General features: G+C 74.4%; 19 protein-coding genes. 7 read left to right on the top strand and 12 right to left on the bottom strand.

Annotated features, from left to right (window positions below; translation table 11 throughout):
- The first annotated feature begins 157 nt into the window (after positions 1–157).
- Positions 158–1,351 (top strand): NAD(P)/FAD-dependent oxidoreductase, encoded by a 1,194-nt coding sequence (locus tag GTR02_RS07860; RefSeq protein ID WP_338073656.1) that lies wholly within the window; start codon positions 158–160, stop codon positions 1,349–1,351.
- An 80-nt stretch (positions 1,352–1,431) separates the two neighbouring features.
- Here GTR02_RS07860 and GTR02_RS07855 read toward each other — a convergent pair whose 3' ends face one another.
- The 4 genes from GTR02_RS07855 to GTR02_RS07840 form a co-directional block, all read right to left on the bottom strand.
- Positions 1,432–2,511, bottom strand: a complete 1,080-nt coding sequence (locus GTR02_RS07855; protein ID WP_338073655.1) for an arabinan endo-1,5-alpha-L-arabinosidase — start codon at positions 2,509–2,511, stop codon at positions 1,432–1,434.
- Between the two features lie 170 nt (positions 2,512–2,681).
- Positions 2,682–4,280 (bottom strand): GMC family oxidoreductase N-terminal domain-containing protein, encoded by a 1,599-nt coding sequence (locus GTR02_RS07850; protein WP_166606928.1) that lies wholly within the window; start codon positions 4,278–4,280, stop codon positions 2,682–2,684.
- Positions 4,277–5,842, bottom strand: coding sequence for an APC family permease (locus tag GTR02_RS07845; RefSeq protein WP_166606927.1), 1,566 nt, complete (start codon positions 5,840–5,842; stop codon positions 4,277–4,279). Before GTR02_RS07845 ends, GTR02_RS07850 begins: the two co-directional genes overlap by 4 nt.
- A gap of 20 nt (positions 5,843–5,862) precedes the next feature.
- The gene (locus GTR02_RS07840; RefSeq protein ID WP_338073654.1) at positions 5,863–7,332 is read right to left on the bottom strand and encodes an aldehyde dehydrogenase family protein; all 1,470 of its coding nucleotides are present in this window, start codon (positions 7,330–7,332) and stop codon (positions 5,863–5,865) included.
- Between the two features lie 218 nt (positions 7,333–7,550).
- Here GTR02_RS07840 and GTR02_RS07835 point away from each other — a divergent pair, with 218 nt between their 5' ends.
- Positions 7,551–7,871: a bifunctional 3-phenylpropionate/cinnamic acid dioxygenase ferredoxin subunit gene (locus tag GTR02_RS07835; RefSeq protein WP_166606926.1), complete on the top strand. Its 321-nt coding sequence runs from the start codon at positions 7,551–7,553 to the stop codon at positions 7,869–7,871.
- 13 nt (positions 7,872–7,884) lie between these two features.
- Here the strand turns inward: GTR02_RS07835 and GTR02_RS07830 are convergent, their stop codons facing one another.
- On the bottom strand, positions 7,885–8,676 hold the full coding sequence (locus GTR02_RS07830; protein ID WP_166606925.1) for an IclR family transcriptional regulator: 792 nt from the start codon (positions 8,674–8,676) through the stop codon (positions 7,885–7,887).
- An 85-nt stretch (positions 8,677–8,761) separates the two neighbouring features.
- Here GTR02_RS07830 and GTR02_RS07825 point away from each other — a divergent pair, with 85 nt between their 5' ends.
- Entirely contained in the window at positions 8,762–9,397 is a 636-nt protein-coding gene (locus tag GTR02_RS07825) for a hypothetical protein (protein ID WP_166606924.1), read from the top strand.
- Positions 9,398–9,436: 39 nt separating this feature from the next.
- On the opposite strand, the gene GTR02_RS07820 is transcribed toward GTR02_RS07825, so the two are convergent.
- Genes GTR02_RS07820 through GTR02_RS07800 form a run of 5 tightly spaced genes read right to left on the bottom strand, consistent with a single transcriptional unit; the run spans position 9,437 to position 16,998 of the window.
- Positions 9,437–11,941, bottom strand: coding sequence for an FAD-dependent oxidoreductase (locus GTR02_RS07820; RefSeq protein WP_166606923.1), 2,505 nt, complete (start codon positions 11,939–11,941; stop codon positions 9,437–9,439).
- Positions 11,938–12,579 carry a sarcosine oxidase subunit gamma family protein gene (locus tag GTR02_RS07815; protein WP_166606922.1) on the bottom strand — a complete coding sequence of 214 codons (642 nt, stop codon included), beginning with the start codon at positions 12,577–12,579 and terminating at the stop codon, positions 11,938–11,940. The genes GTR02_RS07820 and GTR02_RS07815 overlap by 4 nt, the downstream gene beginning before the upstream one ends.
- Complete coding sequence (locus tag GTR02_RS07810; RefSeq protein WP_166606921.1) at positions 12,569–15,427, bottom strand: 2Fe-2S iron-sulfur cluster-binding protein; 2,859 nt, start codon at positions 15,425–15,427, stop codon at positions 12,569–12,571. The genes GTR02_RS07815 and GTR02_RS07810 overlap by 11 nt, the downstream gene beginning before the upstream one ends.
- A complete protein-coding gene (locus GTR02_RS07805; protein ID WP_166606920.1) occupies positions 15,420–15,737 on the bottom strand; it encodes a sarcosine oxidase subunit delta in 318 nt (105 codons plus the stop codon). Before GTR02_RS07805 ends, GTR02_RS07810 begins: the two co-directional genes overlap by 8 nt.
- Before the next feature lie 31 nt (positions 15,738–15,768).
- Complete coding sequence (locus tag GTR02_RS07800) at positions 15,769–16,998, bottom strand: sarcosine oxidase subunit beta family protein (protein ID WP_166606919.1); 1,230 nt, start codon at positions 16,996–16,998, stop codon at positions 15,769–15,771.
- Between the two features lie 82 nt (positions 16,999–17,080).
- On the opposite strand from GTR02_RS07800, the gene GTR02_RS07795 reads away from it, so the two are divergent.
- The 3 genes from GTR02_RS07795 to GTR02_RS07785 all read left to right on the top strand — a co-directional run bounded on the left by GTR02_RS07795 (position 17,081) and on the right by GTR02_RS07785 (position 19,490).
- Positions 17,081–17,779: an FCD domain-containing protein gene (locus GTR02_RS07795; RefSeq protein ID WP_205708829.1), complete on the top strand. Its 699-nt coding sequence runs from the start codon at positions 17,081–17,083 to the stop codon at positions 17,777–17,779.
- Positions 17,780–17,853: 74 nt separating this feature from the next.
- Positions 17,854–18,516 (top strand): TetR/AcrR family transcriptional regulator, encoded by a 663-nt coding sequence (locus GTR02_RS07790; protein ID WP_166606918.1) that lies wholly within the window; start codon positions 17,854–17,856, stop codon positions 18,514–18,516.
- A gap of 77 nt (positions 18,517–18,593) precedes the next feature.
- On the top strand, positions 18,594–19,490 hold the full coding sequence (locus tag GTR02_RS07785) for an NAD(P)H-binding protein (protein WP_166606917.1): 897 nt from the start codon (positions 18,594–18,596) through the stop codon (positions 19,488–19,490).
- A 106-nt stretch (positions 19,491–19,596) separates the two neighbouring features.
- Here GTR02_RS07785 and GTR02_RS07780 read toward each other — a convergent pair whose 3' ends face one another.
- A complete protein-coding gene (locus tag GTR02_RS07780) occupies positions 19,597–19,758 on the bottom strand; it encodes an SDR family oxidoreductase (RefSeq protein ID WP_166606916.1) in 162 nt (53 codons plus the stop codon).
- Positions 19,759–19,805: 47 nt separating this feature from the next.
- On the opposite strand from GTR02_RS07780, the gene GTR02_RS07775 reads away from it, so the two are divergent.
- Positions 19,806–20,216, top strand: coding sequence for a MarR family winged helix-turn-helix transcriptional regulator (locus GTR02_RS07775; RefSeq protein ID WP_205708828.1), 411 nt, complete (start codon positions 19,806–19,808; stop codon positions 20,214–20,216).
- A gap of 627 nt (positions 20,217–20,843) precedes the next feature.
- Here GTR02_RS07775 and GTR02_RS07770 read toward each other — a convergent pair.
- Positions 20,844–21,341 (bottom strand): Uma2 family endonuclease, encoded by a 498-nt coding sequence (locus tag GTR02_RS07770; RefSeq protein WP_166606915.1) that lies wholly within the window; start codon positions 21,339–21,341, stop codon positions 20,844–20,846.
- Positions 21,342–21,414: the final 73 nt, after the last annotated feature.

The raw sequence follows: 21,414 nt of genomic DNA, 5'->3' as shown, positions 1-21,414 counted from the left end.
GTGGTGACGTGGTTCACAGCGACGGTGCTCGTTGCACGATACGAACTCCGTTCCGTCATGGGCAACACCCGACACACGACCGCAACGAAGACCTGACGGCCGCGAAACACCCGCGGCCCGCTTGACCGCCCGCCCGGGGGCCGTCGATGCTGGCCGCGTGACCGACGTGCGCCGCATCGTGGTGGTGGGCGCCTCGCTCGCCGGGCTGGGCGCCGTCCGCGCGCTGCGGGCCGAGGGCTTCGACGGCGAGGTCGTCGTGGTGGGGGACGAGGTGCACCGCCCCTACGACCGACCGCCCCTGTCCAAGCAGCTCCTGCTGGGCACCTGGACCACCGGGCAGCTGGCCCTGGAGACCGCCGACGAGGGCCTGGACGCGCGGTGGCTCCTCGGCGTGCCGGCGGTCGGGCTCGACCTCGCCACCCGCACGCTCACCCTCGCCGACGGCACGGAGCTGACCGCCGACGGCTTCGTCGTGGCCACCGGCGCCCGCGCCCGCCGGCTGCCCGGGGCGGACGCGACCGCGGGGGTGCACGTGCTGCGGACCCTCGACGACGCCGCCGCGCTGGGCGGGGAGCTGCGGGCCGGCCGGCGGCTCGTCGTGGTGGGCGGCGGGTTCCTCGGCAGCGAGGTGGCGGCCGCCGCCCGCAGCCGCGACGTCGAGGTCACGGTGCTGGAGCGGGGCGCGCGGCCCTTCGTGCGGCAGTTCGGCGAGGAGGTCGGCGCGCTCGTCGGCGCGCTGCACGCCCGCGGCGGGACGACCCTGCGGGGCGGGGTCGCGGTGACCGGGTTCACGAGCACCCCGGACGCCGACGGCGGGCCCCGCGTGACGGGCGTGGAGCTGGCGGGGGGCGAGGTGGTGCCGGCGGACGTCGTCCTCGTCGCCGTCGGCGCTCACCCGAACGTCGAGTGGCTGGCGGGCAGCGGTCTCGAGCTCCTCGACGGCGTCCGCACCGACGACCGCGGCGCCACCAGCTCGCCGCACGTCGTCGCCGTGGGCGACTGCGCCACGGTCGTCGACCCCGCCGGGGGCGCCGTGCGGCACGAGCACTGGACGACGGCGTCGGAGCGGCCCGCCGTGGCGGTGCGGACGCTGCTGTCGGGAGGCACGGCCGAGGACCGCTTCACCGGCGTCCCCTACGTCTGGTCCGACCTGTACGGGGAGCGGCTGCAGTTCGCCGGCCACCGCGAGGACGGCGACGCGCCCGTGTTCGTCGAGGGCGGCCCGGGCGAGGACCGGTTCGTCGTCGTGTGGGAGCGCGAGGGCGTCCCGACGGCCGTGCTCGGGCTGTCGAGCTCGCGGACCTTCACGAAGTGGCGGCGGCAGCTGCTCAAGCAGACCACCGCGGCCTGACCGGGGCGGACCCCGGCCAGACCGCGGACACGGTCACACCATCCACTCGGCCGGACCACGGTGGCCAGGCCCCGGACGGGTCAGGCCGGGGGCTGCCCGTCGCCGGGGCCGTAGGAGAAGAACGGCCAGCCCTGCGCGTCCCACTCGACCTCGCGCACCTGCATGCGCGTGATCCCCCCGGCGTCGGCGTCGTAGTAGTGGTGCACCGCGTAGGTGCGGCCGCGCTGCTCCACCACGTCCAGCGCCCCCGTGCCGACCTGGTTGCCGCGCCGGGAGAGCAGCACGTCGCCACCGCCCTCGGTCATCGGGTCGCCGCTGCGGTCGACGAACGGCCCGGTCGGGCTCTTGGACCGGCCGACGACCGTCTTGTACGTGCTGTTCACGCCCTGGCAGCAGAAGTCCCACGACGCCGTGAGGTACCACCAGCCGCCGTGGCGGAACACCTGCGGGTTCTCGATCGCGTTGGGCGGGACCACGGGGTTGCTGGCCAGCGACGTGCGCGGGCCGACGGGGGTGCGCATGTCCTCGAGCTCCTGGACCTTGATGCCCGACCAGAAGGAGCCGAAGGCGATGTACCACGTCCCGCCGGCCTGGTACACGTCCGGGTCGATGGCGTTGAAGTCGTCGCCGGGCTGCGAGGTCAGGATCGGGCCCTGGTCCACCCAGCTGTCCAGGTCGCCCGGCGTGCGGGTCGTCGCGAGCCCGATCGCGGACTTGTTGGTGCCGAAGGACGACGCCGAGTAGTACAGGTGGAACACGCCGCCCCGCTCGACGACGTGGGGCGCCCACAGGTGCTGCACGCCGTAGGCCCGCGTCCACGCGGGCAGGGGGATCTCGCCCAGCGACTGCCAGGGACCGGCGAGCGTGCCGGTGGAGCGGCGGGCGAAGATCCCGCCCGGGTCGTCGGGGTTCAGCACGCCGGTCGAGAAGACGTACGGCGTCTTCCCGTCCAGGAACAGCGTCGGGTCGTGCACCGGGTCGTCGACCACCCCGGCGACGTAGTTGCCGACGTCGCCCGTCATGGCCAGCTTGCCGCTGAGGGGCTTGCCGTGGCCCCGCGGCCCGGCGTCGGCCGCGGTCGCGGAGCCCGCCACCAGCGCCAGCCCCAGCACGGCCGCGGCCGGCACCCGCCGGCCTGCGCGTCGCATCGTGAGTCCCACGTGTCGTCCTCCTGCTCGTCGTCGAGCTGCTCCGCCGCAGGGTCGCGGCGGACGGTCGTCGTGCGCGTGAGGACAGGGAACACCAGGGAGTACAACGTTGCAACCGGGGGTCGTCGACGATCCCGCGGCCCGGCCGTGCGGGCCGCGGGACGGCGAGGGGCGTCGCGGGGTCAGACCCGGGCGTCCTCCGCGATCATGTCGGCGCACTTCTCACCGATCGCCATCGTCGTGATGTTCGGGTTGACGGCCCCGAGGAACGGCATGATCGAGCCGTCCGCGATGCGCAGCCCCGCGACGCCGCGGACTCGCAGCCGGGGGTCGCAGACCGCCATCAGGTCGTCGTCGGCGCCCATCTTCGCGGTGCAGCTGGGGTGGTAGACGGTGTTGTGGGTCTTGGTGACGTAGTCGGCGATCTCGTCGTCGGTCACCACGTCCGGCCCCGGGGCCAGCTCGACCCCCGCCCAGGCCGCCATGGGCGACTGCTCGACGATCGTGCGGGCGAGCCGGACCCCCGCCGTCATCACCCGCAGGTCGTGGCCCTCGGGGTCGGTGAAGTAGCGGGGGTCGACCCGGGGGCGGTCGCGGAAGTCGCGCGAGCGCAGCTTCACGGTGCCGCGCGAGCGGCCCTGCGTGACGTTGGGCGTGAGGCAGAACCCGTTGTCCGTCGTCGGGTAGCCCCACCGGACGGTGTTCATGTCGAACGGGACGGAGCCGTAGTGCATCATCAGGTCCGGCACGGTCAGCCCCGGCCCGGTCGTCGCGAACACGCCGATCTCCCACCACTGGGACGACGCCGTCACCATGGGCTGCAGGGCGTCCCAGAACACCAGCCCCTCGACGTGGTCGTCCAGGTTCTCCCCCACCCCGGGTGCGTCGACGAGCACGTCGAGGCCGAACTCCTTCAGCTGGGCGGCGGGGCCGATGCCCGACAGCATGAGCAGCTTGGGCGTGTCGATCGACCCGGCGGAGAGGACCACCTCGCGCCGCGCCGTGACCCGGCCGTGGTGCACGAGGTCCGGGGCGAGGAACTCCACGCCGGTCGCGCGCAGGGCCCCGTCGGGTCCGGGTTCCACGACGATCCGCTCGACCCAGTGGCCCGTGCGGACCTCGAGGTTCGGCCGCCGGTCCATCACGGGGTGCAGGTAGGCGTGGGAGGTCGACATGCGGTCGCCCGCCTCGCCCGCGTTGATCTGGAACCACCCGGCCCCGTTGAGGACCGTCTCACCGCGGTTGAACTGGACCGTCGGCAGGCCCGCCGCGGCGGCGGCCTGCAGCAGCGCGACCCCGCACGGGTCGACGGGAGGGATGTCGCGCAGGCGCACCGGCCCGTCGGTCCCGTGGTGCGGCCCGCGCGCGGCGTTGTCCTCCAGCCTGCGCACCAGGGGCAGCACGTCGTCGGCGCCCCAGCCCGTGCAGCCCGCGGCCTCCCACGCGTCGAGGCCCTCGCGCGGCGGGTGGAACGCGATGCAGGAGTTGTGCGACGAGCAGCCGCCGAGCACCTTGGCGCGCGCGTGGCGCAGGAAGCTGTTGCCGTTCTCCTGCGGCTCGACGGGGTAGTCCCAGTCGTAGCCGGAGTCGAGCAGGTGCATCCAGTCGGCCAGGACGAGGATGTTCTCGTCCCCCACGTCGCTCGGGCCGGCCTCGAGCAGGCAGACGGTGACGTCGGGGTCCTCCGAGAGGCGGGCCGCGACGACGCACCCCGCGGTGCCCCCGCCGGCGATCACGTAGTCGAACTCGTCGAGGGAGCGTTCGCCGAGGAACTCGCTCACCGCGGCACCTCGCAGCGGTGGCTCTCCAGGGTGCCCGACGTGTGCCGGAGCTTCGCGCGGTAGTACAGGAGTCCTCCTCCGACGACGACGGCGATGAACAGCACGGCACCGTACTGCAGGTACCAGTGCGCCTCGGCGGGCTCGGGGTTGTAGACCTCGCGGCGCGGCCACAGCAGGTTCACCATCATCCCGACGCCCCAGAGCACGGCGAGGACGTTGATCGGCAGCCCCCAGCGGCCGAGGCTGAACGGCGCCCTGCCCCCCTCGGGCATGTCCACGGGCCACCGGCCCCGCAGGCGCGCGACGAGCAGGGGCACGGTCACCAGCAGGTAGGCCAGGTAGATCATCCCGACGGCGAGGCTGGTGAGGACGAGGAAGATGGCGGGCTGCCCCACGTTCACGACGAGCACGAGGATCGCCAGCACGCCGATGACGACGGCGGGCACGACCGGCGTGTGGTGCCGGGGGCTGATGCGCGCCAGGCGCTCCCCCGCCGGGAGGTTGTTGTCGCGCGCCATGGCGAACATCATCCGGATCGTGGCGGTGTGCACCGCGAGCGAGCAGACCAGCACGGCCACGACGACGCAGGCGAGGAACGGGATGCCGAAGCCGGAACCGACCGTGGTCAGGACGAGGTGCTGCAGGCCGCCCGACGCGCTGGACAGGTTCGGGTCGTCGAGGTCCGGCACGGCCATGAGGCCCAGCAGCAGGATGAGCCCACCGAGGACGAACGAGGCGATGACGGCCCGCAGGACGGCGCGCGGTGCGGTGCGGCGCGGGTCCTTCGTCTCCTCGCCCAGCGAGCTCGCGGTGTCGAAGCCGTACATGACGTAGCCCGAGGCGAGGGCCGCGACGAGGAAGGCCCCGAGGTAGCCGCCCACGTGGTCGGTGCCCACGCCGCGGTTGTCCAGCACGACGTCCGGCCCGCGGGTCACGTGCACCGCCAGGAGCACGATGATGACGACGGCGGCGATGAGCTCGATGAACACGCCGGAGGAGTTGATGCGCGACATCAGCTTGACGCCGAAGGCGTTGACGAGGGTCGTGAACACGACGACGACCGTGCCGAGGAGGACGGCGTTGAGCGCGTAGTCGCGGGTCGGGTCCCCGGTGTCCACGAACTGGAACCCCGACCAGAGCTGCGGCAGCGTCAGCTGCACCGCGAGCACGACGGCCGCGAGCGTCACGATGGAGGCGACCAGCATCGTCCACCCCGCGGCCCACGCCACGGTGGGCGAGGCGAGGCGCTTGGTCCAGTTGTAGAGCGACCCGGCCACCGCGTACCGGCTGGAGAGCTCCGCGAAGCACAGGGCCACCATGAGCTGGCCGACGAACACCAGGGGCCACGACCACAGGTAGGACGGCCCGCCGGTGCCGTAGCCGAAGTAGAACAGCTGGAACGTGCCCGTGAGGATGGAGATGTAGCTGACGCCGGCGGCGAAGCTGGCGAAGGACCCGATGCTGCGTTCCAGCCCGGGCTTGTAGCCGTACTCGTCGAGGCCGTGGGAGTCCGCGGCCCCGCTGGGCGCCGTCGGTGAACCCGTTGCCGAGCTGTCGTCCATGGTGCCCTCCGTGGGGAGTGTCAGCCCTTGAACCACCCTGCGACTGCAGGGGTGGTGTTGCGCCACACGTGCTTGGTCTCGCGGTACTCCGCGAGACCGGCGGGGCCCAGCTCGCGGCCGTTGCCGGACATCTTCATGCCGCCCCACTCCGCCTGGGGGACGTACGGCCCGAAGTCGTTGATCCACACGGTGCCGTGGCGCAGGGCGGCCGCGACGCGCTCGCCGCGCGCTACGTCCGCCGTCTGCACGCCCCCCGCGAGGCCGTACTCGGTGTCGTTGGCGAGCTCGATCGCCTCGGCCTCGGTGGTGAAGCGCTCGACCGTGAGGATCGGCCCGAAGTTCTCCTCCCGCACGACCCGCATGGACCGGTCGCAGTGGTCGAACACGGTGGGCTCGAAGAAGAAGCCGTCCTGCAGGGCGGGGTCGTCGGGACGCTTCCCGCCCGTGACGAGCCGCGCCCCCTCGGCGAGGCCGATCGCGACGTAGCTCTCGACCTTCTCGCGGTGGGCTGCGGACACGAGCGGGCCCGACTCCACGCCCTCGGCCATCCCGTGGCCGAAGCGGATGCGCGGCGCGCGCTCGGCGACACCGGCCACGAGGGCGTCGGCGATGGAGTCCTCGACGATGAGCCGGGTGCCGGAGGAGCAGACCTGCCCCGAGTGCAGGAACACACCCGTGAGGACGACGTCGACGGCCGTGTCGAGGTCGACGTCGGCGAAGACGATGTTCGGGTTCTTGCCTCCCAGCTCGACCGTGACCCGCTTGACGGTCGGCGCGGCCGCCTCGAGGATCCCGCGCCCCGTGACGAGCCCGCCCGTGAACGAGACCAGGTCCACGGCCGGGTGGGTCGTCAGCGTCGGCCCGACGGCGGCTCCGCCGCCCAGGATCAGGTTGACCGCGCCGGCCGGGGCCCCGGCCTCCGCCAGCAGCCGCACGAGGAGCACGGTGGTGAGCGGGGTGACCTCGCTGGGCTTCAGCACGACGGTGTTCCCCGCGGCCAGCGCGGGCGCCACCTTCCACGACATCTGCAGCAGCGGGTAGTTCCAGGGGGCGATCAGCGTGCACACCCCGACGGGCAGGTGGACGACCCGGCTGACGACGTCGTCGCGGCCCACGTCGACGGTGCGGTCGACCTCCACGAGGGCCTGCTCGGCGTAGTAGCGGAACACCGCGGTGACGTCGTCGACGTCGATGCGGCTCTCCGCCAGCGTCTTGCCGGTGTCGGTCGTCTCGGTGTGCGCGATCTCCTCGCGGTCGCGCTGCAGGAGGTCGGCCGTGCGGTGCAGCAGCGCGGCGCGCTCGGCCACCGGGGTCGCGGGCCACGAGCCCTCGTCGAAGCACCGCCGGGCCGCGAGCACGGCGGCCTCCGCGTCGGTCGCGCCCGCCTCGTCGACCGTGCAGAACACCCGGCCGGTGCCGGGGTCGACGAGGTCGCGGGTGCCGCCGTCGGCCGCGGCACGCCACTCGCCGTCCACGAAGAGCTCGGGCACGTGTCCTCCACGGGAGTCGTTCGCGAGGTGCAACCGGTTGTCGGCCGTGAGTGTTGCACTGTACGAACCGCGTTGCGGCACGCGCAATGACCTGGTCCAGGACGTCACACGCCCGCAACACGCCCACGGCCGGTGACCCGGCCCGCCCGGCGGGGCGCCGACGCGCCGTGTGCGGCACGATCTCCTGACGAGCCCGCCCACCACGAGAGGAACCCAGCGTGTCGAACGACGTCGTCGCCTGTCCCCTGAGCGACCTGCCCGACGGGGAAGCGGTCCGCCTGGACCTCGACGTCCCGGTGGTGGTCTTCAACGTCGAGGGCGAGCTGTACGCCCTGGACGACACGTGCACGCACCAGGACGCCTCCCTGTCGGAGGGCTGGGTCGAGGACTGCCAGGTGGAGTGCCCGCTGCACGCCGCGACGTTCGACCTGCGCACGGGTGCCCCGTCGGGCCCGCCGGCCGTCGTGCCCGTCCGCACCCACGCCGTGTCGGTCGTCGACGGTGACGTCGTCGTCCACGTCGGGACGCCGCGCAGCTGAGGACGGCCGCGGCCTAGCGCGACCCGCGCCAGCCCAGGGCCGCCGACGCCGCCTCGGCCGCGGCGACCACGGCGGGCGCGACCTCGTGGACGCGCTCCTCGCTGAGGCGGTAGGCGGGCCCCGAGACGCTGAGGGCCGCCACGACGACGCCGTCCGGGCCCCGGACCGGCGCGGCGACCGCGTTGAGGCCCAGCTCCAGCTCCTCGAACGTCGTCGCGTACCCGGCGGCCTCGACGCGGTCGAGCTCCGCGTCGAGGTCCTTGCGCCGCACGAGCGTGCGCGCGGTGAGCCGGGCCGGGCGCAGGGGCAGCCCCGTGCGCCGCACGGGCGGGCAGAAGGCCAGCAGCACCTTGCCGCTGGAGGTGGCGTGCAGCGGCGTCCGCTCGCCCACCCAGTTGTGCGTGACGACGGACGACGCGCCGCGCACCTGGTCGACGTTGATGACCGCGTCGCCGTCGGCCACGGCCACGTTCACGGTCTCCCCGACCAGCGCCGCGAGCTCCTCGCAGGCGGGCCGGGCGCGGCGGGTCACCTCGAGCTGGTCGGCGACGGCTCCCGCGAGGCGCACGACCCCCATGCCCAGGCGGTACTTCCCGCGGTCGCCGATCTGCTCGACGAGCCCACGGCCCTCCAGCGCCGTCACGAGCCGGAACGCCGTGGACTTGTGCACGTCGAGGCGCACGGCGATCTCCGTGACCCCCGCCTCCCCCAGCTCCGCGAGGACCTCGAGGATGGTGATCGCGCGGTCGACCGACTGGACGGGGCTGGACCGGACGCCCCGGGCGTCGTCCGGGAGCGCGCTCATGCGGCCAGTATGCCCACCGGCTGCGGACAGGGCTGACGGCCTCGGAGCCGTTCCACGGCTCCGGCCTCGGTGCCAGACTGCGGGGATGAGCGTCCTGGCCGGCCGAGCAGACCTGACCGAGGTCGTCGAGAGGTTGCGCGCCGAGCGATCGCTCTTCCACTCCGAGGCCGACCTGCAGCACGCCTTCGCCATGATGGTCGCGCGGGCCGATCCGTCACTGAGGATCCGCCTGGAAGTGCCGTTCCGCGACGAGCGCTCCACCTACCTGGACCTGCTGGTCTCGGACGCGGCGACGGGGCTGAGCACCGCGGTCGAGCTCAAGTACTTCACGCAACGGCTGCAGGTGGACGATCCCCTGACGGGGGAGCACTTCGACCTCCGGTCGCACGCGGCCGACGACCTCGTGCGCCTGGGAGTCGTGCGGGACGTCCACCGCCTCGAGCAGTGGAGCGGTCCGCGACGCAACGGCATCAGCCTGCTGCTGAGCAACGCGCGAACGCTCTGGGCGACATCCGCGGACCGTCCGACGAGGGACCGAGCGTTCCGGATCCACCAAGGACGCCAGATCAGCGGACAGCTGGTCTGGGGCGACGGCGACCACGAGCCGAACGACGTGACGCTCCAGGGCACGTACACCGCGGACTGGCAGCTCTACTCCGACCTCCCTGTCCCGCACGGTGAGTTCCGGTGGCTGGCGTTCGAGGTGGGCGCCGCCGCCTGAAGGACGGGCGGGCGGTGCGGTGCCCCGGCGTGCGAAGAGTCAGCGCCGCAGGCGCTCCATGCCCGGGTCGACGAGCGGTTCCGCGGCCACGGTGGCGGCGATCCGGCGGCCGAAGTACTCCACCTCGACGGCCGTGCCGACCTCGGCCGCGTCGGTGGGCAGCCAGGCCGTCGCGACGGGCGTCCCCAGGGTGTGGCTCCACGCCGCGGAGGTGACGTACCCCACCGCGTCGGCGCCCCCGGCCACGAAGACGGGTTCCCGGCCGAGCACCACGGAGCGGCGGTCGTCGACGGTCAGCGCGCACAGGCGCCGCCGCGGCGACGTGCCCGCCTTCCTCAGCAGGGCGTCGCGCCCGACGAAGTCGCCCGCGTCGAGCTTCACCGCGAAGCCGAGGCCGGCCTCGTAGGGGTCGTGCTCGGTGGTGACGTCGCCGCCGGAGAGCCGGTAGCCCTTCTCCAGCCGCAGGCTCGAGAAGGCGGCCCGCCCGGCGGCGACGGCCCCCAGCGGCCGGCCCGCCGCGAACAGGGCGTCCCACAGGGCGGCGCCGTGCTCCGCGGACGCGTACAGCTCCCACCCGAGCTCCCCGACGTAGGAGACGCGCAGGGCGGTCACCGGGACCCCGGCCACGACCGCGCGGCGGGCGCCGAAGTAGCGGAAGCCCGCGTGCGAGAAGTCGTCGCGCGTCAGCGGCTGGACGAGGTCGCGGGCCAGAGGTCCCCAGACCCCGACGCAGCAGGTCCCGCCCGTGACGTCGCGGACGTCGACCGCACCGAGCTCCGGGTGCCGCTCGCCCTGCTCGCGGGCCGCGCGGCGCAGGAGGTCCTCGTCGATCCCGGAGTTCACGCCGACCTGGAACTCCGCGGCGGCGAGCCGTGCGACCGTCCAGTCCGAGCGGACGCCGCCCGCGGCGTCCAGCGCGAGCGTGTAGGTGACGGACCCGGGCTTGCGGTCCAGCTGGTTGCTGGTCAGCCCCTGCAGCAGCGCGAGCGCACCGGGGCCGTCCACGCGCAGCCGGCGCAGCGGCGTCATGTCGTACAGCGCGACCGCCGTGCGCGTCCTCCAGGCCTCGACCGCGACGACCGGGGAGTGGAACCGCGCGGCCCACGGCTCGCGCTCGGGTTCGCGCCACGCGGGCGGGACCTCCTCCAGCAGTGCGGCGTTCGCCTCGTACCACAGGGGCCGCTCCCAGCCGCCGCCCTCGGTGAACACCGCCCCGAGCTCCTGCTGGCGGGCGTGGAACGGGGAGACCCGCAGGCCCCGCGGGGACGTGCGCGGCTGCAGCGGGTGCAGCACGTCGTAGATCTCGACGAAGTTCTGCTGCGAGGTCTCGCGCACGTACTCCGGGGTGGTCTGCACGGCCTCGAAGCGGCTGACCTCCAGCTCGTGCAGGTCGGTGTCGCTGCCGCCGTCGACCAGCAGCTGCGCCACGGCCCGGGCGACCCCCGCGGAGTGCGTGACCCAGACGGCCTCGGCGACGAAGAACCCCCGCACGTCAGGGCTCTCCCCGACCAGCGACCCGCCGTCGGGCGTGAAGGAGAAGATGCCGTTGAACGCCTCCTCGACCTTGGTCTCGGCGAGGTCGGGCAGCAGGGCCACGGCGTCCGCCCACGAGGGCGCGAAGTCCTCCTCGGTGAAGGGGAGCATCGACGGCATCGACGCCGGCGTCGCGCCCGCGGAGTCGTCCAGGTCGGCGAGGTCGACGGGCATCGGGCGGTGGGCGTAGGAGCCGATGCCGAGGCGGTCGCCGTGCTCGCGGAAGTACAGGTCGGCGTCCTGGTGACGCAGGATCGGCAGGCGCGCCTCGGCGGTCCCCGCGGTGCGGCCCACCAGGGAGCGCACCTGCCCCGTCCGCGCGTACTGGTGCGCCAGCGGCAGCAGCGGCACCGTCATCCCCACCAGGTCGCCCACGGCCGGGCCCCAGAAGCCCGCGCAGGAGACGACGACGTCGGCCGGGACGACCCCACTCGCTGTGCGCACGCCCGTGACGCGGCCGTGCGCCGACTCGACGCCCGTCACGCGCGTCGACCCGACGAACCGCGCCCCGCGCGACTCCGCCCGGCGCTGCAGCGCGACGACGGCCCGCGTCGCCGTGGCCAGGCCGTCGGTGCTGACGTGCAGACCACCCAGGACGCGGTCGCGGTCGACGAGGGGGTGCAGCCACACCACCTCGTCCGGGTCGACGAGGCGCGCTCCCTCGACGCCCCAGGACTGCGCCCAGCCGATCTTGCGCTGCAGGTCGTGCAGCCGCTCCGCCGTGGTGGCGACCTCCAGCCCGCCCACGGGGTCGAAGCACCGCGCACCGTCGACGTCGAGGCTCGAGAGCTTGCGCACGGTGTACTGCGCGAACTCGGCCATCGTCTTCGACGGGTTGGTCTGGAACACCAGCCCGGGGGCGTGCGAGGTCGAGCCTCCCGGCAGGGGCAGCGGCCCGGCGTCCAGGACGGTGACGTCGCTCCAGCCGCGCTCGGTGAGCTCGTCGGCCAGGTTGGCGCCGACGATGCCCGCGCCGATGACGACGACGCGGGGCGTGCCGGTGGCGCTCACGCGCCCCCCTGCCCGTCGTCGAGCGGGCCCGGAGCCGACGCCTCCACGGCCGCGTCGAGGATCCAGTCGGCGAGCGCACCCGCGAACGTCGACCGCACCAGGACGGTGACGTCCGTCCCGCCGGGAGCGCGGGCGAGCAGCAGGACGCCGATCTGCGCGATGCTCGTCTGCACCGCGGTCCCGGGGGCGAACACGCTGCGGTGCAGGTCGACCGCGCACCCGCCGCGCAGCAGGTCGGGCACGGCGGGCCCGGTCAGGCGCAGCGTCGTGCGCTGGGCCGAGACGTCGACGACGCTGCCGCCGGAGGCGCGGACGGCGTCGGCCAGCGCGGGCACCGGCACGGGCCGCGCGCCGGGCGCGAGGACCAGCCACTCGTCGGGACCGAGCCAGACGACGTCGCCCTCGCGCGTGGCCGCGCTCGTCGAGGGGGTCGTCGGCAGCGCGGCGCCGAGCAGGGCCTCGACGGCGCGCGCCCCCGGGGAGGCCGGGTCGAGGCGCACCCCGAGCTGCTGCCAGGTGGAGTCCTCGGACGCCGAGAGGCCCGGGGGCAGGGCGGCGAGGCGGTCGGCCCAGGCGGCCAGCGGTCCGCGCGGCGCGAGCCGGGGCAGGGCGGCGGGACGCAGCAGTTCAGCCGTCACGGCGGGCTCCTTCGGGGTCGAGCAGGACGGAGGAGGTGATGCGGGCGGCGACGGTGCGGCCGTCGACGACGGCGAACACCTCCTCGCCGAGCCGGTCGCGGCCGCCCGCGACGAGCGCGAGGGCGAACGTCCGGCCGAGGGCGGCGCTGCGGTAGCTGGAGGTGACGAAACCCAGCATGGGCACGGGGGGCGGGGGCAGTTCCGCCGCGGCCACGAGCTGGCTGCCCTCGGGCAGCCGCAGGTCGGGGTCGAGCGGGAGGAGGCCGACGAGCTGGCGCCGCGACGGATCGAGGTTCGCGGGGCGGGCGAACGACCGCTTGCCCACGAAGTCGGCCTTCTTCCTCGACACGGCCCACCCGAGCCCGAGGTCCTGGGGCGTGACCGTGCCGTCGGTGTCCTGACCGATGATCGGGTACCCCTTCTCGGCCCGCAGGACGTGCATGGTCTCCGTGCCGTAGGGCGTGATGCGGTGCGGTTCGCCGATCGCCACGAGGCGCTCCCAGACCGCTGCGGCCCAGCGCGAGTCGACCATCACCTCGAACGCGAGCTCACCCGAGAAGCTGACGCGGGACAGCAGCACGGGCACGTCGCCGACCTCGGTGGCGCGCCACGTCATGAACCCGAACGCCTCGGCGGACACGTCGACGTCCGGGGCGAAGGCCCCGACGACGGCGCGCGAGAGCGGGCCGACGACGGGGAACACGGCCCACTGGTCGGTCACCGAGGTGAGGTGCACGCGCAGGTGCGGCCACTCCGTCTGCAGCCACTCCTCCATCCAGTCCAGCACCTTCGCGGCGCCGCCCGTCGTCGTCGAGACGAGGAACTCCTCCTCGTCCAGGCGCAGCACGGTGCCGTCGTCCAGGACGGTCCCGTCGACGCCGCACATCACGCCGTAGCGCACCGAGCCGACGCGCAGGCTGCTCATCACGCCGGTGTAGAGCAGGTCCAGCAGGACCCCCGCGTCCGGGCCCCGCACGGAGATCCCGCCCAGCGTGGAGCCGTCCATGATCCCGACGCCCGTCCGCACCGCGGCGCACTCGCGCAGCACGGCCGCGTCCATCTCCTCGACCGACCCGTCGGCGCTGCGCCGCGGGTAGTACCGCGGCCGCTTCCACGTCCCGACGTCCTCGAACACCGCGCCGTGGGCCTCGTGCCAGGCGTGCACGGCGGTGCGGCGCACCGGGTCGTACAGGTCGCCGCGGTTGCGGCCGGCCAGGGCCGCGAACGCCACGGGGACGGTCGGGGGCCGGTGCTTCGTGACGCCCATCTCCGCGACGCTGCGGCCGAGGAGCTCCGCGACGAGCCCGGAGGTGATGACGCCCGACGTGCGGCCCTGGTCGTGCGCGGTGCCGATCGTCGTGTAGCGCTTGACGTGCTCGACGCTGCGCAGGCCGGCGCCGACCGCGCGGCGCACGTCGGCGACCGTGGCGTCGCGCTGAAGGTCGACGAACTCGTCCCGGCCGTCGCCCTCGACGGGGACCCGCCAGAGCAGCAGACCGGGCGAGCGCTCCGGCGCCGGCGCGGCGTCCGGCAGCGACGAGGCGGGCGCCGGTCGGCCGAGGGCGGTGAGGACGTCGACGGCGCTGCGCTCCCCGTCGCGCAGCGCCTGCGCCAGGGTCAGCTCCCCGCGCGCGGCCCCCGCGACGTGCACCGTGCGCAGCGGGGCGCCGGGGACGAAGCTCCCGAGGTCGCCGTCGTAGCGCAGGGACCCGCCCGACTGGCTGAACAGCTGCACGGCGGGGTTCCAGCCGCCGCTGACGAGGAGCAGGTCGCACGCGACCTCCCCGCCCGTGCCGACGACGCCGCCCGCGAAGTCGGCGACCCGCACGCCGCGCACGCGGTCGTCGCCCAGGGCCGCGGTGACCACCGCGGCCGCCCGCACGGGCACGCCGGCGGCCGTGCAGCGCGACGCCCACGCCGCGGGGGCCGCGGGCCGCGCGTCCAGCACGCGGACGGCGGCACCGGCGGCCGCGAGGTCCAGCGCCGCCGCGTAGGCGGCGTCGTCGCACGTGAAGACTACGACGTCGCGGCCGGCGAGGACGCCGTAGCGGTGCAGGTAGGTGCGGGCCGCGGACGCCAGGAGGATCCCCGGGCGGTCGTCGTCCGGGAACACGACCGGCCGCTCGTAGGCGCCGGTCGCGGTGACGACGTGCCGGGCGCGGATCCGCCACACCCGCTGCCGCGCGAGGGTGCGCGGTGCGGCCGCCCCCAGGTGGTCGGTGCGCTTCTCGAGCGCCAGGACGAGCCCGTCGTCGTAGCTGCCCACGGCCGTCGTCCGCTGCAGCTGCAGGACGTCCTCGTGCCCCGCCAGCTCCGCGCGCGCGGCGGCGACCCAGTCCAGCGCCGGCCGGCCGTCGAGGACGTCGTCCGCCCCCAGCAGCGAGCCCCCGGGTTCGGGGTTCTCGTCGACCAGCACGACGCGGGCCCCCGCGCGCGCCGCGGTCAGGGCCGCGACGAGGCCGGCCGGGCCGGCCCCGACGACGACGACGTCGGCGTGCGCGTGCCGGGTGTCGTAGCGCGCCGGGTCGGGGACGTCGGCCAGGCGGCCGCGCCCCGCGAGGCCGCGGGCCACGAGCCCGTCGAACAGCTCCAGCGTCGTGGCCAGCTGCATCGGGTCGGGGAAGGGGTGCTCGACCTGCACCAGCGCGTTGGGTTCCTCGGCGCCGGCCGCGAGGACGCCGCGCGGCCGCCCGCGCGCCGAGCTGCGGGCGACGGTGAGCTCCCCCGCCGCCAGCAGCGCCGAGGCGAGGGTGTCCCCCGGGTGGCCCGTGAACTCGCGGCCGTCGAAGGTGAACCGCAGCTCGCGCGAGCGGTCCAGCCGGCCGCGGCCCTCGACGCGCTCAGCCATTCGCTGCTCCCTCGGGGGTGGGCGTCGGGTGCGGGTCGGGCGAGGGGACGGGGTCCCCGGGCCGGTAGGTCGTGAGGAACGCGTGGGTGCGGGTGTCGCGCAGCGCGTTGAACCAGCGGCGGCACGCCGTGGCGTGCATCCAGCGCTCGGCCCACACGCCCGCCGTGTTGTCGCGGAAGAACACGTAGTGGGCCCACTCCTCGTCGCCCAGGGCGGCGGGGTCCGCGGGGTAGGGCACGTGGGCCTGCCCGCCGTAGGAGAACTCGACCTCCTCGCGGGGCCCGCACCAGGGGCACTCGATGAGCTGCACGGCGTCGTCCTGTCGTTCTCGGTGGGGTTTCTCAGTGCGCCACGGCGGCGGCGCCGTGCTCGTCGACGAGCCGCCCCGAGACGAAGCGGTCGAGGGTGAAGGGGGCGTTGTAGGGGTGGGGTTCCCCGGTCGCGACGGTGTGCGCGAGGCACCAGCCCACCCCGGGGGTGGCCTTGAAACCGCCCGTCCCCCAGCCGCAGTTGAGGTAGACGTTCTCGTACGGCGTGCGCCCGACGATCGGGGACGCGTCGGGCGTGACGTCGACGACGCCGCCCCAGGTCCGCAGCACGTGGGCCCGGGCGAACACCGGGAACAGCTCGACGGCCGCGGCCATCTGCCGCTCGACGATGTGGAACGAGCCGCGCTGGCCGTAGCCGTTGTAGCTGTCCACGCCCGCGCCCATGACGAGTTCGCCCTTGTGGGCCTGCGAGACGTAGACGTGCACGGCGTTCGACATGACGACCGTCGGGTGCACCGGTTCCAGCAGTTCTGACACGAGCGCCTGCAGGGGGTGGCTCTGCAGCGGGACGCGGAACCCCAGCTCGTCGGTGAGGGTCGAGGTGCGGCCCGCGGCGCAGAGGGCCAGGGTTCCGCACGCGATGTCCCCGCGCGAGGTCCGCACGCCCGTGACGCGGTCACCGTCGGTGGTGAACCCCAGGACCTCGCAGTCCTGGATGAGGTCGATCCCGGCCTCGTCCGCGCGCCGGGCCAGGCCCCACGCGACGTAGTCGTGCTTGGCGATGCCGGCCCGCGGCTGGTACGTCGCGCCGAGGACGGGGTAGCGGATGTCCGGCGAGGTGTTGACGATGGGGCAGAGCTCGGCGACGCCGGCCGTGTCGACCCACTCGGCGTCCACGCCGTTCAGCACGTTGGCGCCGACGCGGCGCACGGAGTCGCGCACGTCCTGCAGCGTGTGGGCGAGGTTCAGCACGCCGCGCTGGCTGAACAGGATGGGGTAGTCGAGGTCCTCCTCGAGCGTCTCCCACAGCTTCAGGGAGTGCTCGTAGATCGCGGCGCTCTCGTCCCACAGGTAGTTGGAGCGGATGAGGGTGGTGTTGCGGGCCATGTTGCCGCCCGCGAGCCACCCCTTCTCCAGCACCGCCACGTTGGTGATGCCGTGGTTTTTCGCCAGGTAGTGCGCCGTCGCGAGGCCGTGGCCGCCGCCGCCGACGATCACGACGTCGTAGGACGGCTTCGGGTCCGGGTTGCGCCAGAGGAAGGACGGGTGCTCCGGCACGCCCGTCGCGGGTGCTGTGCTCACCGAGTCCTCCGACCTGCTCAATGGACTGATATGTCAGTTCGCGACTGTAGGGTCGGGAACGAACCAGGGTCAAGGAGGAGCAGTGGGCGCAGCGCTCGAGACGCTCGGGGACGACGGCACGGCCGAAGGCACCACGGCCGAGCGGGCCCCCGCCACGATGGCCGACCGCGCCTACGAGGCGCTGCGCGACGCCCTGCTCGTCCTCGACATCCGCCCCGGCGACCCGCTGAACGACGAGGCGCTGGCGCGCGAGCTCGGCGTCGGGCGCACCCCCGTGCGCGAGGCGCTGAAGCGCCTGGAGGCCGACCGGCTCGTCGTCGCCTACCCGCGGCGCGGCACCTTCGCCACGGCCGTCGACATCACCGACCTCGCCCACCTCTCCGAGATCCGCCGCACGCTGGAGCCGCTGGCCGCCGAGGGTGCCGCCCGCCGGGCCTCCGCCGCGGCGCGCGCGGAGCTGCGGGGCCTGGCCGCGACGATCGAGGCGCTGGACCCGGCCGTCCTCGACGCGCGGACCCTCATGCGGCACGACGTGGCCGTGCACCGCGGCGTCTACCGCGCGTGCGGGAACCCCTTCCTCGAGGACGTCCTCGTGCGCCACGACAACCTCGCGACGCGCATCTGGTGCCTCGTGCTGGACCGGTTGCCGCGCTTCGGCGGCCACGTCGGCGAGCACGTCGAGCTGCTGCGGGCCATCGTCGACGGCCGCGCCGAGGACGCCGCGCGCCTGGCCGCCGAGCACGTCACGCGGTTCGAGCGCGAGGTCCGCGCCGTCCTGTGAACCTCCGGCCGCCCACGGGCGAACCGCGATGACGCGACCGGTGAGTTGCGCAACGACCTGGTAGCGTTAAGGCCATGACGTCGGACCGAGGCTCAACCGTCGACCCCACGACACCGGCGGACGCGACCACGACGACCGTCGCGCGGCGGCCGGGACGCCGGCCGGACCGCTCGAAGGACGCGGCCCTCCTGGACGCCGCCGTCGAGGTCGTGGCGGAACTCGGCTACGACCGCACGACGATGGACCTGGTCGCCGCGCGCGCGGGGACCACGAAGTCCGCGATGTACCGGCGCTGGTCGTCGAAGGGTGCGCTGGTGCTCGACGCGATCGTGCGGCTCCAGGAACCCGAGACCGACCTCGACCGCCTGCCGGACACCGGCTCGCTGCGGGAGGACCTGATGGCCCTCACGCTCGTGTACTCGCGGGAGGAGGGCCGGCGCAAGCTGCGGCTCCTCGCCGGACTGTCCTCCCTCGTGGGCCACGAACCCGAGCTGACCGACGCGGCCAGCGCCGTCGTCATGGACCCCTGGATCGCCGTCTGCCGTCGGATCATCGAGCGTGCCGTCGCCCGGGGTGAAGCCGCCACCGACCGCGCCGAGACCCTGGCCCGCGTCGTGCCGTCGATGACGTCCTACCGCCTGCTGGTGGAACGTGAACCCGTGGACCGCGACTTCTTCGTCGACCTCATCGACGGCGTCCTCCTCCCGGCCCTGCGCCCAGACCAGCGGCCCCGCTGAGCGGGGCACCCCGCTCTCCCCGACGGCCGTCACCGCGACGGACCGCTCCGCCTGCCCACCACGAGAGGTGATCCCGCATGCCCCCGAACACCCCCACGACGCTGGTGACCGGTGCGACCGGGACGATCGGGCGGACGTTGACCCGGTCGCTGGTCGAGGCCGGCGTCCCCTTCCGGGTCATGTGCCGCCGACCCGAGCAGGTCGACGAGTTCACCGCGAACGGCATCGAGGCCGTGCGGGGTGACCTCACCGACCCGGCCGGCGTCCGGGCCGCCCTGTCCGGGTGCGAGCAGCTGTTCCTCCTGCCGCCGGCGGGGCCCGGCATGGGCGAGCAGGCGATCGGCGCGATCGACGCGGCCCGCGAGGCCGGAGTCCACCACGTCGTGAAGGTCTCCGCCTCCGACGCAGCCCCCGGCTCCCCCGTGCCGTGGGCCGCCGACCACGCACGCGCCGACGCTCACCTGCGGGCCAGCGGACTGGCGTGGACGGTCCTGAGCCCGGCCTGCTTCATGAGCAACCTGCTGCCCGTGGCCCCGCTCGTCCGACGAGGCGTCCTGCCGGGCACCAGCGGACGCGGGGCCACCCCCTGGATCGACGACCGGGACGTCGCCGCGGCTGCGGCCCGCGTGCTGCGCGACCCGGAGACCCGGGGCGGCACCGGCCGGGACGGACGCGAGTACCGGCTCACCGGGACGCCACCGCTCTCGTTCCCCGACGTCGCCGCCGCCCTCACCGCCGAGCTCGGCCACCGGGTGCGCTACGTCCACCTCCCCGGCCCGGTGCTGCTCCTGGGCCTGCGGGCCGCGGGGAGTTCCTCCTGGGCGGCGCGCGGCCTCGTGGCCCAGTTCGCCGCGGTAGTCCGGCACGGGCTCGACGGCGTGCGGACCACGTCCGGTGACCTGGGTGACCTCCTCGGGCGGGCCCCGACCGACCTGGCCGCCTACGTCCGCGACCACCGCCACGCGTTCGCGTGACCCGGTGTCCGCTGCCGAGCCGCTCCACCGGGCGGCGGATCGGCGGCCGCGCAACGCCTCTGGCCGAGGATCGGCACGGACCGGCCGCCGGTCCTGGTCCTGGTCCTCAGACGTGGACGAGGGTGCCGCCGTCGGCGCGCAGCGCGCTGCCGTTCGTGGCGGCGGAGAGCGGGCTCGCCAGGTAGGTCGCCAGGGACGCGATCTCGGCCGGCTCGAGGAACCGCTGGACCAGCGAGGTGGTGTTCCGCTCGGCGATGGCCGCCTTCACGTCGGCCTCCGGAACTCCGCGGGCCTCGGCGAGCCCTCCTGGAGTGGTTGCGCGCCCTGCTCGACGCCCAGCTGCAGCAGGACGCCGATCTGGCGCACTTCGAGTTCGGTCTCCTGTTCGCGCTCGGGGACGCCCCCGACCGGACGCTGCGGATGAGCGTCCTGGCCGGCTACGCCAACAGCACGCTGACCCGGCTGTCCCGCGCCGTGACCCGCCTGGAACGGCGGCAGTGGGTCCAGCGCGCCGTCGACCCGGACGACGGCCGCTACACCCTCGCCACGCTCACCGACGCCGGGCACGACGAGGTCGCCGGTGCCACGCCCGGGCACGTCGCCATCGTCCGCAGGTTCGTGCTGGAACCCTTGACGAAGGCCCAGCACGCTCGACTCCGGGCCATCACCCGTCGCGTCCTCTCGGCTGCCGGCGACGGGAAGCCCTGGCGGCCGCCGAACGGCTGACGCGCCGTGCGCGTCAGTGTCGTGGCTCCGCCGAGCCGCCGGGGCCTGCGCCCGCTCGAGCGCCCGGGGCGCCGGTCGTCAGGCGCTCACCTCGGCGCGTTCAGGGGTGAGGTGTCGAACCCTCGTCCGCGGGAGAGGTCCGGGCCGCGACGAACGAGCGGCTCCCGCGGAACGAGGCGGCGCCGACGGCGACGGTCTCGCCCGCCGGGCCTTCGCCGGGATCGGCCTCAGCAGCTCGAGCAGTCCAGCGTTCAGGGTGTCGAGCTCGTCGAGAACGCACTGCGACAGCCCCTCCGCTCGTCGCCGACCGGTCCACCCAGCGGGACTCTCGTAGTAGGCACGCACTCCGAGGTCCGCCAGGACGCCCGCCCGCCGCTGGTCGCCGAGACGGGCAGCGAGGCACCCTTCCCACGACGTGGGGGGACGAACGAGGCGTCCCACGCCCTCGCCGGCATCGGCGACCTCAGTTCCGTCGAGCACGAAGCCGGTCACGCCGCGGCGACTGCTGCGACCTGGTCGAGTCACCCACCCGTACGGGGAACCGGGTCGGGCTCCCTCGACGTCGTCGGTGGTGCGCCATCAGCGTGGTGGTGTCGGGGTACTGCCGTCGGGGTCGGCGTGCACTGCTCAGGCCGGCGGGAGGACCACGTCCAGTGCCTCCCTGGCCCACTGCACACCCGCCAGGTCACCGTGCCAGGAACTGGTGCGGGTCACCGGGTCGATGACCACGTAGACCGGGATGCCCCACTCCGCGTACACCGCCCGCTTGGTCACCGTGTCCGTCAACCGCGTCGAGGGGGAGATGACCTCCACCACCAGCACCACCTCGACGGAGTCCAGGTACGTCCCGCCGCCCGCGTCGGCCCCGGCCACCACCACGTCCGGGATGAGCAGGTCGCTCTCCCCCTGCACCGTGTGACGCACGTTGGCCCCCGGGTACACCGTCACCGTGCCCGGCGCAGCACTGCGCAACGCGAAGTAGACGTCCCCCACCACCGCCTGGTGGGTCGTCCCCGCCCACGGCGTCACCAGCAGACTCCCGTCGATGATCTCGTGCTTGGGCCAGGCAGTGTCCTCCGGCAGGTCTTCCACGCGGACCCGACCCTGCACCTGCAGCGTGTCCATGGCACTCCTCCAGCCCACCCCCGCTAGCTGCCAGCCGCTAGCCGCTCCACGACCTCAGGCTACGGGCCCCCAC

Source organism: Kineococcus siccus (assembly GCF_009906795.1).
GTDB lineage: Bacteria > Actinomycetota > Actinomycetes > Actinomycetales > Kineococcaceae > Kineococcus > Kineococcus siccus.
This window is presented reverse-complemented; position numbering and strand designations above follow the sequence as displayed.